This window comes from Microbacterium fluvii, assembly GCF_025515205.1.
Lineage (GTDB): Bacteria > Actinomycetota > Actinomycetes > Actinomycetales > Microbacteriaceae > Microbacterium > Microbacterium fluvii.
Genome location: NZ_JAOPFX010000002.1, coordinates 487,823 through 500,225, shown reverse-complemented (window position 1 = coordinate 500,225; position 12,403 = coordinate 487,823). Strand labels below are relative to the sequence as shown.

Here is a 12,403-nt window from a genome sequence, read left to right as displayed (position 1 = left end):
GTGGTGCGGGTGCGGGGGCGACGACACCGCCCCCGCACCCGAGCTCTCACTGGCCGGCGATGACCTTCTCGACCTCGGCGCGCTCGCGGCGCCCCCAGGTCTCGCGGGTGAAGGCGACGCCGAGGAGTCCGATGACGCCGACGGCGACGTAGATCAGCGCGACCCCGGGCCAGCCGGAGCTCGCGGCGACCGCCGCGGCGATAAAGGGGATGAAGCCCGACAGCGCGGCCGAGAACTGGTAGCCCAGCGACGCCCCCGACGTGCGGGTGCTCGTCTGGAACAGCTCGCTGAAGTACGCGCCCTGCGTGCCGGCGAGCATGTCGTGGATGATCGGCAGGCCGATGATGTAGACCAGCACGACCATCGCGGGCATGCCGGTGTTGACAAGCAGGAACAGCGGGAAGCCGAACGCGACGGTCGCGAGGCAGCCGATGAGGTAGAGCGTGCGGCGGCCGACGCGGTCGCTGAGCGCACCCCAGAGCACGGTGGTCACAGCTCCCAGTGCGGTGGCGATGATGAGCCCCGTGAGCGCGTTCTCTCGTGTGGCGATGTCGTTGGTCGTCAGGTACGAGATGAGGTAGGTGACGATGACGTAGAAGCCGCCGGTCTCGGCCAGGCGCAGCGCGATGACACGCAGCACGGTGCGCCAGTCGTCGCGCAGCACGGTCCAGATCGGGTTCTTCTCGAGCTTGCCCTCGGCCTTGGCCTCTTCGAACTCCGGCGACTCCGACACCTTGAGGCGGATGAGCATGCCGGCCACGATCAGCACGGCGCTCAGGAGGAACGGGATGCGCCAGGCCAGCTCGCTGTCGAGGCCCGCCGTCATGAGGAAGGCGATGTTGGCCAGGAACACGCCCAGCGGCACGCCGAGCTGCGGAATGGCGGCCCACTTGCCGCGCTGGCGCCACGGGGCGTGCTCGAAGGTCATGAGCACCGCACCGCCCCACTCCGCACCGAAGGCGAGGCCCTGCACGATGCGGATGAAGGTCAGCAGGAGCGGCGCGAGAATGCCCACCTGCGCGTAGGTGGGCAGCAGACCGATGAGCACCGTCGCGATGCCCATGATCAGCAGCGCCCCGACCAGCACGGGCTTGCGACCGTACTTGTCACCGAGGTAGCCGCCGATGATGCCGCCCAGCGGGCGCATCGCGAAGCCGATGCCGAAGGTGAGGAAGCCCAGCAGCACGCCGACCACGGGGTCTTCGGAGGGGAAGAAGTCTGTGCCGAAGTAGAGGGCCGCGGCGGTGCCGTAGGCGAGGAAGTCGTAGTTCTCGATGGTGGTGCCGACGGTCGAGCCGATGGCGGTCTTGAGCTTGTCGGGCGACCCGTTCTTCGCCTGTGCGGCGAGGGGTCGAGAGTCGATGGCGGTCATGGCTGACGATCTCCTTTGATGTCGAGGACGTCCGCCTCGGTGAGCGGGTGGAGCCGCTGGGCGGCTCCGCCGCTGTCAGCTGCTGCTCCCCCCGACCGTGCCGAGGGCGTAGAAGGATTGGATGTGGGCGCGCACCCGTTCGACGGATTCGGCAGCATCCCCGTCCTGGATCGACTCCAGGATCTCGCGATGCTCGTGCCGCACCGTCTTCGCCGTCTCGCGCCAGTCGGGCAGGGCCGCGTAGGCCTCGATCATCTGGCGGTTGACCGCGATGCGCAGGGAGCCCATCAGGTGCGCGATGAGGGCGTTCCCCGTCGACTCGGCGATCCGCACATGGAACGCCGTGTCGAGTCTGTTGAATTCTCCGGTGGTGATGGCCGGGTCATCCATCGCGTCGAGGATGGATGCCAGTTCGGCGTGGTCGTGGTCATCGGATCGATAGGCGGCCTCCTGACACGACCAGGACTCGAGCGCGATGCGCGTCTCGAGCACGTTCGTGCGGCTGAAGTGTCCGAGCGCGAGCTGCAGCTTGAGCAGGTTGACGAAGCCGGGCCCCGGCGTTCCCACCAGCACCGCCCCACCTTCCGAGCCTCCGCCTGGACGGATGTCCACGATGCCGAGCGCCTCGAGCACCCGCAGCGCCTCGCGCAGCGAGGGCCTCGAGACCCCGAGAGACGCAGCCAGATCGCGCTCGCTCGGCAGACGGTCGCCCGCCTTCAAGCGCCCATCGAGAATGCGATCCTCGATCTGCTGCATGACCTGCTCGTAGGTGCGGACCCGCTGCACGGGTTCCCAGGCTTCGGCCGCCGCCATCGTCAGACTCCTCGGTTCTGGCCGGCCACACGATCCCGCGCGCCGTCCCCCTCAGCGTAGTCTCCATGGTCGGATGGTCAGACGTTCCTGCGTCACGCCACCGCGGCGGCGTGCTCTGCACGGAACTCGGCCTCGAGCTCGCGGCGGATCTGCACGGCGAACTGGCTCTCGTCGACCTCGACGTCGTCCCACGAGACCGTCTGGTCTTTGGGCACATCGCGGATGACGCGCGCCCCGTGCGCGAGTCCGAGCGGCAGTGCGCGCTTCGCGAGCGACGTGGCCGCGGGGGCCAGCTTGCCGAAGACGGTGTAGCCGCCCTCGCCGTCGAGGCGGTCGCCCGCCCGCAGGTCTTTCTTGGCCGTCGTGACGACGTCGCCGCGGAAGCCGGTGGGCGCGCCGGTGGCCTCGCCCCGGACGACGGCCGACGCGATGCTCACCCCGAGTTCGAGCCCGATCATGTGGTACGGACGGTAGAGCGAGGCGAAGCGCCCCGTCTCGTCGGTGTGCACGCCGTACTCGGCGAAGCACTGCACGGCGTAGTCGGTGACGGCCTCGAAGGTGACGTAGACGCCCCAGCGGAGGTTGTCGGGCACCTCGGTGCCGTCGCGGTACATGCTCGAGGCGATCTCGACCGTGCCGCGGCGGGTCAGGCTGCCGCCGGGGTACGAGTTCTCGCGGAACACGGTGGGAAGGTCGTCTTTCGACGCCGCCGGGAACAGCAGCCCCTCCTCCTGCGGCAGCAGGCCCGTGCCGTTGGCGACGGCGGCCATCTCGATGGCCGACTTGGTGCCATCGAGGAACGAGTTGAACATCTGCGGGTTGTAGTCGCCGCTGGCGAGCTGCTCGTCGGTGAACCCGTAGTAGTTCCACACGGTGTCGGGCGTGGAGTAGTTGTACTCGGGCAGGTACTTCGTGCCCTTGCCCGCCGCGATGACGTCGAAGCCGACGGTGCGGCACCAGTCGACGAGCTCGCAGATGAGCGCGGGCTGGTCGCCGTAGGCCATCGAGTAGACGACGCCCGCCGCCTGAGCGCGACGCTGCAGGATCGGCCCGACCATACAGTCGGCCTCGACGTTGACCATGATGACGTGCTTGCCGTGGTCGATCGCGGTGACGGCGTGGTAGGTGCCGTAGAGCGGGTTGCCGGTGATCTCGAGGATCACCTCGACCGCCGGGTGGGCGATGAGGGCGTCGGCGCTTTCGATGACGGCGGTGCCACCGGTGCGCACGGCCTCGTCGAGGCTGCCGGCGGCGTAGCGCTCGGCCGGCCATCCGGTGCGAGCGAGGGCCGCCTTGGCCTTCGGGATGTTGATGTCGGCGACGCCGACCACGTGGATGTTCGCAGCACCCACGGCCTGCGTCAGGAACATCGACGAGAACTTTCCGGCGCCGATGACCCCGACCCGGATGGGACCGAAGGCTGCGGTGCGGGACTGCATGAGCGAGAACAGATTCACGTGTTCTACCTCCTTGTGAACCGAACGGCCGGCGACTGCGCCGGATCTGTTCAAAATGGTTTGTTGGTCAATTGGTCTGACCAGCTAACCAAGACGATAACCGATGCCCCCGCATCCGTCAACGATGGATTTCGCGGATGCCGTCAGCGCAGCGCCGCGACCGCGTCGACGATCATGCTCCAGAACCGGTCGACGTCGAGGTCGAGCGCGACGTTCGCGTTGCGCTCCCCCGGCACGACCCCGAGCAGGTCGGCGCTCGTCGCGCCGCGCGTGTGGGTGCCGGTGAGCTCCACGTCGACGCGCGTGCGCACCATCGTGGCGACGGCGGGATCGGCGACCATCGCGACCGTGATCGGGTCGTGCAGCGGAGCGTCCGGCATCCCCTCGACCTGCGCGTAGGCGGCGCAGAAGAACTCCATCAGCTCGAAGCCGAACGCCCCGGTGCGCGTGCCGGTCGCCCGCACGCGCTCGCGCACGTCGGCGGTCACGAGGGCCTGATGCGAGATGTTCAGCCCGACCATCGTGACATCCACGCCGCTCGCGATCGTCTCGTGCACGGCCTCCGGGTCGGTCCACGCGTTGAACTCGGCGTAGGGGGTCGAGTTGCCGCGGCCCGTCGATCCGCCCATCCACACGATCCGCGCGATGCGAGCCAGGAGTTCCGGATGCTGCCGCAGTAGCGTCGCGACATTGGTCAGCGGCCCCGTGGGCACGATCGTCACGGGCTCGCTCGCCTCCGTGAGCACATCGCGCATGAGTTCGACGGCGCTGCGGTCGTCGAGCGCGACGTCGGGCTCGGGCAGCGCAGGCCCGCCGAGCGCGTTCGCCCCGTGGATGTCGGCGGCGACGTGCAGTTCGCCCTCAAGAGGGCGGTCGGCGCCCGCGGCGATCGGAACGTCGTGGATGCCGGCGACGGTGCAGGCGATGCGCGCATTGAGCGTCGTGTGCGCGAGGCTGCCGTTGCCGGCGACCGTCGTGATCGCCCGCAGATCGATCGCCGGGTGGGCGGCGGCCAGCCAGATCGCGAAGACGTCGTCGTGCCCCGGATCGCAGTCGAGGATCACGGGGGTGGTCATGACGCGCTCCCGCTGATCAGGGCGCTCCCCGCCAGGGCGTTGGCCCCGACCGCGCCGATGATCTCGGCGGCGTAGGCGGCGCCGGCCTCGACCGCGGCCGGCAGCCCCGCACCGCCCGCGAGAGCCGCGGCGAGCGCACCGGTGAACGCGTCGCCAGCTCCGATCGTGTCGACGACCTCGGCCGGGGCGGCTGGCAGCGTGCCCTTCCCCTGGGCATCGGCGTAGGCCGAGCCGGCGGCGCCGAGCGTGATCACGAGCGATCGCACGCGGCCGCCCGCCGAGTCGACCGCGATGCCCAGAGCAGACGCCTCGTGCTCGTTGACCACGAGCGGATCGCACACCGCCAGCGTCGTGGCAGAGACCTCGACGGGCGGCGCGAGGTTGAGCACGAATCGCGCGCCGCCGAGGGCGGCGGCAGCGGCGGCCGCATCGATCGCCGCCACCGGAACCTCGCCCTGCACGAGCACGACATCGCCCGCCTCGAGGGCGAGCCTGTCGCACCAGCTCGGGTCGACCAGAGCGTTCGCGCCCGACGCGACGATGATCGTGTTCTCGCCCGACGGATCGACGGCGATCAGCGCGATGCCGGTCGCCGCATCCGTCGTCCGCACCCCGCCGATGTCGATGCCGGCGCCGCGCAGCTGCGCGAGGGCGTCGCGGCCGGCCTCGTCGTCGCCGACCGCACCGGTGAAGGTCGTGCGCGCGCCCGCCGCGGTGGCGGCGAGCGCCTGGTTGGCGCCCTTGCCGCCGATCACGCGACGCGCCGCCGAGCCGAGCACGGTCTCACCCGGCGCGGGGAACACGGCGACGCGCACGATCGTGTCGAGGTTGATGCTGCCGACCACGTGAACCGTCATGGCCCCATCCCACACGGCGGGCGCCCGGAGCCGCAACCGCTCAGGTCACGCGATAGGCGACGTAGCGCACGCGGGTCGCCTCTCGGACATACGAGGCGACATAGAGCGAGCGCTCGAGCTCGGGGTGCGCGGCGGACTCGATCGTCACGGTCGCGCGGAAGTAGTACTGCGAGGGGTCGACGTCGTCGCCGCGCAGCAGCGCCTCAAGCACGGCCGGATCTCCGCTGCGCACGCCGACCGCGTGCAGGTAGAGCAGCGACCCGTCTGCGGCCCGCGCCGTGTAGCGTCCGTCGACCTCGATGCAGCCGTCGGCCCGCACGAGCTGCCAGTCGGCGCCGCCCGGCACGATCTCGGCCTCGATGCCGCCGGTGATCGCCCCGCCGATGATCGGCACGACCCGGCGATGCCCGGCCCGCGTCATGCCGTGGTCTTCGAGCGGACCGAGCTCGACGACGACCTCGAAGGCGGGCTCGAGGGCCGGCACGGGGGGCTGGGTCACGGCGTCCACACTGGCAGGTCGATGCGCGACGCCGCCAGCCCGCCGTCGTGCGACACCTCCTGCCGCGCGACCACCGTGCCGGCGGCGTAGAACGCGGGCTCGCCGGTGCCGGGGTTGCGGGCGTAGCGAGGGTGCGCGCCGCTGGAGACCTGCACGCCGATGCGGTGCCCTGGCGCGAAGCGGTGGAAGGTCGGCCAGAGCGTCACGGCGACCTCGCGGAATCCCTCCTCATCGGGTTCGGGATCGGTGTCGGTCGTGGCGATCGACCCGACGCGGCGGATGCCGTCGCACACCGTCATGACACGGCCGTCGGGGTGCACGTCGGTCAGCCGGACGAACACGTCGAAGCTGGGGGCGCTCGAGCGCACCCGGATGCGGGCCACCGGCTCCCCGGCGACCTCGACGGGCACCGCAAGCTCGGCAGAGCGGAACGCCGCGACGTCGTCGCGCTGCTCGTGCGCCGCGTTGTCGACCGGTGCCGTCTTGGGCAGCAGGCTCGGACCGCCGAGGGCCGGCGTCGGATGCTGCGGGTCGTACGTGTATGTCGTGACGCCCGCGCCGGCGGCATCCGTCTCCAGTCCACCGTCTGCCGTGAGGTACCAGGGCTGTGCCGCCGAACCCGCCGGCGGCCACACCTCCAGGTCGTGCCACTGCTCGGCCCCGGTCTGGAACGCCCGCACCGCAGCGGGCCGCGTCGATGCGGCGCCGCCGATCGCCTCGCGGAGGAACGCGAGGGTGTCGGTGTGGGTGGGCTCGCCCATGCCGGGCGACACGTGCCCCCACGGGCCGACAGTGAGCCGGGGCGCATTGCCCGCCTCGACGAGCTGACGGTAAGTGCGCAGCTGCCACGGCAGGAAGATGTCGTACCACCCCGACACCATGAGTACGGGGGCGGTCACGTCGGGCACCGAGGCGGTGTGCGACTGCTGGGTCCAGTAGTGGTCGGTGAGCCGCTCGTGGCGCACCCAGTCCTGGTACCAGTGCACCTCTTCGCCGGTGACGGCGATGTCGCCGCGGCTGAGCGGCAGCACGTCGAAGGCCTTCTCGAGCTTGGGGTCGGGCAGGGCCTGTGCCAGCAGCGCGAGGCCGCCCTTGCGCATCCGCACCATCATGCGGCTCCAGCCCAGGGCGTTGCGCAGCGCGAACGCCCCGTTGTCCCACGTGATGGCGCCGAAGTCGGGCATCGTGATGAGCAGCACGTGGCCGTCGGGCGCCGTCTCGGGCTCGTTGCGCTGGAGGGTGCCGGCGACCGCCCACTGCGTGAAGCCCATGTAGCTCTGCCCGTAGGTGACGAGCCGGCCGGTGAACCAGGGCTGCTGCCTGACCCAGCGCAGCGTCGCGATGCCGTCGCGCTGCTCGTCGATCTGCGGGGTGAACACCCCCTCCGAGCCCCACGTGCCGCGGCAGCTCTGGAAGAGCACCGTATATCCCTCGTAGGCGAGCATGCGCGCGGAGCCCGCAAGGAGGCCGCGGCGACCGTAGGGGCCGCGGATCACGATGGTCGGCAGCGACGGGTCGGCGCCGACCGGGCGGATGAGGTCGGCCAGCAGCACGACCCCGTCGTCCATCGGCACGCGCAGGTCCTTCTCGATCACGATGTCGTGTCGGCCTGCGGTGACGCCCTTGTGCGTGCGCGCGTCGAGCGCCTTCGTGACACGCTGCTTCAGCGATGCCATGCCGCCTCCTTGCGGTGTGGGTATCCGGGGGGATGGCGTCAGCGTACACGAAACGGAACTTCTTGCTCCGTTTTCGGATGCCGACTCCTAGACTCGTGGCGTGAGCACCCCCGCCCGGCCCCTTCGGCGCGACGCCCAGCGCAACCGCGCCGAGGTGCTGGCCGCCGCCGAGCGGGTCTTCGCGCGGGCGGGGCTGGCGGCATCCATCGAGGAGATCGCCGCGGAGGCGGGCGTCGGAGTCGGCACCGTCTACCGCCGGATCGGGTCGAAGGGCGAGCTCATCGAGGCCCTCTTCACCGAGCGGATGTCGGAGGTGACCGGCATGATCGAGCGGTGCGCGGCCGCACCGACGGGGCGCGAGGCGCTGGAGTCGGTGCTCCGCACGTTCGTCGACATCCAGACCCGCAGCCGCGCCGTGCAGGAGCTCATGTTCGCCGACATCGAGGCAGAGGCCGCGCGCCTGCGCCGCGAGGTCGAGCCGCAGCTGACCGCCATCGTCGCCCGCGCGCAGGCGGAGGGCGCCGTGCGCTCGGACTTCGCCGCGACCGACATCCCCGTGCTCACCCACGCCATCAGCACCGTCGCGGCGATGCCCGACGGCGGGCGGGCGCTCGCGGAGCGCCACCTCGAGCTGCTGATCAAGGGGCTCGCCGCGACGCCGGACACGGCATCCGTCCCGCCGCCCCTGCCCGACGACCGCTTCGCCGACTGGCTGCGCTCGCTCGCGCGCTGAGCGCGCCCTCCTCGCCCGAAGCGAGGAGATCTCGCCGGGCGAGGAGCGAATTCCGCATTCCGGTCCTCGCTTCGCGAGACCTCCTCGCGTGAGGCGAGGATGCGGCGTCGCGGCGCCCCTAGTCTGGTGGGCGTGACCGCGCCGCGCACGGGGACCATCCCGCTCCCCGACACCGAAGCCCTGCTCGCCCGGAGCGTGCGCCACGATCGGCCGCTGCGGTCGCTGCTGCGCCTCATGCAGCCGCATCGGTGGAGCCTCGTCGCCGCCGTCGCGGCGTTCGTGGTCAAAGACTCGCCGATCTGGATCCTGCCGCCGGTGACCGCCGCCATCATCGACATCGTCGTGGCCGGCGGCCCGCTGTGGCGCATCGCCGTGTGGGGCGGCGTGGCCCTTCTCGTGCTGCTGCTGAACTACCCGTTCTCGATGATCGTGGTGCGCCTCACGAGCACTGCGACCCGCACGCTCGCCTACACCGTGCGCGCGGGGCTCGCGGCCCGCCTGCAGCGCCTGTCGCTGGGCTACCACAACCGCGTGAGCGCCTCGATCGTGCAGACCAAGATCGTGCGAGACGTCGAGAACCTCGAGCTGATGATCGCCCAGCTGTTCCCGACGATCGTCTCGGCGGTCGCGACCCTCGTCGGCGCGATCGTGGTGACCGCCTTCGCCGTGCCGTGGTTCGTCGCGGTGTTCGCCCTCGCGATCCCGATCGCGGCCTCCCTCATCGTCTACATCCGCCGCCGCGCGGCGCACCGCAACGAGGTGTTCCGCCACGAGGTGGAGCGCCTCGCCGCCCAGGTCGGCGAGATGGCGGCGCTGCTGCCGATCACCCGAGGCCACGGCCTCGAAGACGTCGCCACCGAGCGCGTCGCCGAGCGCGCCGATTCGGTGCGCAAGGCCGGCCGCGACCTCGACATCCTCAACGGCCGCTTCGGGGCGATCTCGTGGATCTCGTACCAGGTGCTGGGGCTGCTGTGCCTCGTGGGAGCTGCGACCCTGTCGGTCACCGGGGTGCTGCCGATCACCCCCGGCCAGGTCGTGCTGCTGAGCACGTACTTCGGCCTCCTCACCAACTCGATCGTCATGCTCATGAACGTCGCCCCGATTCTCGCCCGCGGCATGGACGCGATGCGCTCGATCGCCGACGTCGCAGAAGAGCTCGACGTCGAAGACAACACCGGCAAGGCCGCCGTCGACTCGGTCCGAGGAGAGATCGAGCTGCGCGACGTGGTCGTGCGCTACGACGACGGCGACGCCCCCGCCCTCGACGGACTGAGTCTGCGCATCGAGCCGGGGCAGACGGTCGCCTTCGTCGGGCCGTCGGGCTCGGGCAAATCGACGGTGCTCAACGCCGTGCTCGGCTTCGTGCGGCCGAGTGCGGGCGCCGTGCTCATCGACGGCCGCGACCTGGCAGGGCTGAACTTGCGGTCACTGCGCCGGCATGTCTCGATCGTGCCGCAGGAGACGGTGCTCATGGCCGGCACCGTGCGCGACAACGTCGCCTACGGCGCCACCGACATCGACGACGACGACATCCTCTCCGCGATGCGAGAGGCCAACGCGCTCGACATCATCGAGGGCTCGGACGACGGGCTCGACACCATGATCGGCGAGCGCGGCGCGGGCCTGTCGGGCGGGCAGCGGCAGCGGCTCGCGATCGCCCGGGCGCTCGTGCGCGGCCCGCGCATCCTCGTGCTCGACGAGGCCACGAGCGCGCTCGATCCGCACTCCGAGGCCCGCGTGACCGAAGCCCTCGACCGTGCGCGCCGCGGTCGCACGACCCTCGTCGTCGCCCACCGCCTCTCGACCGTGCGCGGCGCCGACGTCATCGTCGTGATCGAGCATGGGCGGGCCGTCGAGGTCGGCGGGCACGACGACCTGCTGGCCCGCGGCGGCCGCTACGCCGCGCTGCACGGGGCCTGAGGGAGCAGCATCCGCCCCTCGCTTCGCGCGAGGAGGTCGCGCCCTCGCGTGAGGCGAGGAGATCTCGCGGCGCGAGGGCCGATCTGCGCGTTTCGGTCCTCGGCTCGCGCAATCTCCTCGCTTCGGGCGAGGAGGGGCGGTCGACGCAGGCTCAGCGCGGGCCGGGGCGCACCGTCAGATCGCTGATCACGGCGTCGCGGGGCAGATCGAGGGCGGTGAGGATGCCGGTGGCCACCGACTCGGGATCGATGAAGGCGCCTGGCTCGTACTCCCGCCCCTCCTGCTCGTGCACGCGCTGCTGCATCGGGGTCGCGGTGCGGCCCGGATACACGGTCGTCACGCGCACGCCGTGCGGCGCCTCTTCGCCGCGCAGGGCATCGGCGAGGGCCTTGAGCCCGTGCTTGCTGGCCCCGTAGGCGGCCCAGTCGGGATGGGCGTTCAGCCCCGCACCGGAGTTGACGAACAGCACCTGCCCGCGGGCGGCGCGGATCGCCGGCAGCAGCAGCCGCGTGAGCTCGGCGGGCGCGACGAGGTTGACGGCCAGCTGGCTGGTCCAGGCCTCGAGAGGCAGGTCGGCGACGTGGCCGAGGTCGACGATGCCGGCGGCGTGGATGACGCTGTCGATGCTGTCGGGCAGCTCGGCCGCCGCGACGGCTTCGGCGATGGTCTCCGGGCGAGCGAGGTCGGCGACGATGGCGATCGATCCGGGCAGCGCTTCGGTCAGCTCGGCGGCGCGCTCTGCGTCGCGGGCGACGATGATCAGCCGGTCATCTCGATCGGCGAGGCGGCGGGCGACGACGGCGCCGATGCCGGATCCGGCACCGGTGAGAACGTGGGTGTGCGGCATCCGTCTATCGTCGCACCGCGCACTGCCTCGCGAGACGCGCTCACCAGTTCGAGACGTACTCCGAGGTGCGCTGCTGCGCCGACTGCTCGATGAGCGGCAGTGCGCGGGCGACCGCCTGGGCGACCCTCTCGCGCACCGGGCCTTCGCGCAGGGCGGCACCCTCGAAGTCGCCGGCGCTCGCATAGACGCCGAGCGGCAGCGTGAGCGCCTGGAAGAACCCGAACAGCGGCCGCAGCTGGTGGTCGATGATGAGGGCGTGCCGGTCGCCGCCGCCGGTCGCGGCCAGCAGCACCGGCTGGCCGACGAGCGCGTACTGCTCGACGAAGTCGAAGAGGTGCTTGAACAGCCCCGTGTACGACGCGCGGTAGACGGGGCTCGCGACCACGAGCAGGTCGGCGGTCTCGATGGCGCGCAGAGCGTCTTCGACCTCGGCGGGCAGCGCGGACCGCGTAAGCGCACCGGCAAGGGCAGGGCCGATCTCGGCGATCTCGACGAGCCGGGTCTCGACGGCGGAGCGCCCGGCGACCTCGTCGAGGACCGCCCGCACGAGCGTCGTGGTCTTGCTCGGAGCGTGCAGCGAACCCGAGACGCCGACGACCCGCAGGGGGCGCCGGGCGGAGCGCGCGGTGTCGCCGGAGTTGGTCTCGAGCAGTGCCGGAGTCGTCGTCATGCCCCGACGCTACGTCGAGCGGATGCTGCTGTCTCGCGGCCGCGGACACGCGACGTCATGCGGCCGTCATGCCGCGTAACGTGCGGGTCGTGGAAGCTGTGCGCGGCCGTAGCGTGGCGGGCATGAGCGACTTCTTCGACCGCGAGGGCGACCGCGCCTACAACCGTGTGTACAAGGCCGAGACCCCCGACATCCTCAAGGCCTGGGTCGATTTCGACAGCGCCGTGTTCGCGCCCGAGGGCCGCGAGATCCCGCTGAAGTACCGCGAGCTCATCGCCCTCGCGGTGGGCGTGACGACGCAGTGCACCTACTGCATCGACGCGCACGCGCAGAAGGCCGTGCGCGCCGGAGCGAGCGAGGCAGAGCTCGCCGAGGCCGCGTGGGTGGCCACCGCGATCCGCGCCGGCGGCGGCTTCGCGCACGGCCGCCTCGCCTTCAAGCTCGCCCAGGATGCGGCCCCGGCGCACACCCACTGAGCAAGCC

At 71.3% G+C, this 12,403-nt stretch carries 12 protein-coding genes; 3 read left to right on the top strand and 9 right to left on the bottom strand.

Features of this window, described 5'->3' with window-relative positions; translation table 11 throughout:
• Nucleotides 1-46: 46 nt before the first annotated feature.
• The 7 genes from OAW74_RS10970 to OAW74_RS10940 all read right to left on the bottom strand — a co-directional run bounded on the left by OAW74_RS10970 (nucleotide 47) and on the right by OAW74_RS10940 (nucleotide 7,750).
• On the bottom strand, nucleotides 47-1,372 hold the full coding sequence (locus OAW74_RS10970) for an MFS transporter (protein ID WP_262874401.1): 1,326 nt from the start codon (nucleotides 1,370-1,372) through the stop codon (nucleotides 47-49).
• A gap of 75 nt (nucleotides 1,373-1,447) precedes the next feature.
• The gene (locus tag OAW74_RS10965) at nucleotides 1,448-2,185 is read right to left on the bottom strand and encodes a FadR/GntR family transcriptional regulator (protein WP_262874400.1); all 738 of its coding nucleotides are present in this window, start codon (nucleotides 2,183-2,185) and stop codon (nucleotides 1,448-1,450) included.
• 92 nt (nucleotides 2,186-2,277) lie between these two features.
• Nucleotides 2,278-3,642, bottom strand: a complete 1,365-nt coding sequence (locus OAW74_RS10960; protein ID WP_262874399.1) for an NAD(P)H-dependent oxidoreductase — start codon at nucleotides 3,640-3,642, stop codon at nucleotides 2,278-2,280.
• Nucleotides 3,643-3,785: 143 nt separating this feature from the next.
• Nucleotides 3,786-4,718, bottom strand: coding sequence for a nucleoside hydrolase (locus OAW74_RS10955; protein WP_262874398.1), 933 nt, complete (start codon nucleotides 4,716-4,718; stop codon nucleotides 3,786-3,788).
• Nucleotides 4,715-5,575 (bottom strand): PfkB family carbohydrate kinase, encoded by an 861-nt coding sequence (locus tag OAW74_RS10950; protein ID WP_262874397.1) that lies wholly within the window; start codon nucleotides 5,573-5,575, stop codon nucleotides 4,715-4,717. The genes OAW74_RS10955 and OAW74_RS10950 overlap by 4 nt, the downstream gene beginning before the upstream one ends.
• 40 nt (nucleotides 5,576-5,615) lie before the next feature.
• The gene (locus OAW74_RS10945; RefSeq protein ID WP_262874396.1) at nucleotides 5,616-6,074 is read right to left on the bottom strand and encodes a DUF3237 domain-containing protein; all 459 of its coding nucleotides are present in this window, start codon (nucleotides 6,072-6,074) and stop codon (nucleotides 5,616-5,618) included.
• Nucleotides 6,071-7,750, bottom strand: coding sequence for a CocE/NonD family hydrolase (locus OAW74_RS10940; RefSeq protein WP_262874395.1), 1,680 nt, complete (start codon nucleotides 7,748-7,750; stop codon nucleotides 6,071-6,073). Before OAW74_RS10940 ends, OAW74_RS10945 begins: the two co-directional genes overlap by 4 nt.
• 100 nt (nucleotides 7,751-7,850) lie before the next feature.
• Here OAW74_RS10940 and OAW74_RS10935 point away from each other — a divergent pair, with 100 nt between their 5' ends.
• Nucleotides 7,851-8,483 (top strand): TetR/AcrR family transcriptional regulator, encoded by a 633-nt coding sequence (locus OAW74_RS10935; RefSeq protein ID WP_262874394.1) that lies wholly within the window; start codon nucleotides 7,851-7,853, stop codon nucleotides 8,481-8,483.
• Between the two features lie 132 nt (nucleotides 8,484-8,615).
• Complete coding sequence (locus OAW74_RS10930) at nucleotides 8,616-10,403, top strand: ABC transporter ATP-binding protein (protein WP_262874393.1); 1,788 nt, start codon at nucleotides 8,616-8,618, stop codon at nucleotides 10,401-10,403.
• 151 nt (nucleotides 10,404-10,554) lie between these two features.
• Here OAW74_RS10930 and OAW74_RS10925 read toward each other — a convergent pair whose 3' ends face one another.
• A complete protein-coding gene (locus OAW74_RS10925) occupies nucleotides 10,555-11,250 on the bottom strand; it encodes an SDR family oxidoreductase (protein ID WP_262874392.1) in 696 nt (231 codons plus the stop codon).
• Nucleotides 11,251-11,290: 40 nt separating this feature from the next.
• Nucleotides 11,291-11,920: an FMN reductase gene (gene msuE, locus OAW74_RS10920; protein ID WP_262874391.1), complete on the bottom strand. Its 630-nt coding sequence runs from the start codon at nucleotides 11,918-11,920 to the stop codon at nucleotides 11,291-11,293.
• Nucleotides 11,921-12,042: 122 nt separating this feature from the next.
• Here msuE and OAW74_RS10915 point away from each other — a divergent pair, with 122 nt between their 5' ends.
• On the top strand, nucleotides 12,043-12,396 hold the full coding sequence (locus OAW74_RS10915) for a carboxymuconolactone decarboxylase family protein (RefSeq protein ID WP_262874390.1): 354 nt from the start codon (nucleotides 12,043-12,045) through the stop codon (nucleotides 12,394-12,396).
• The last annotated feature ends 7 nt before the right edge of the window (nucleotides 12,397-12,403 follow it).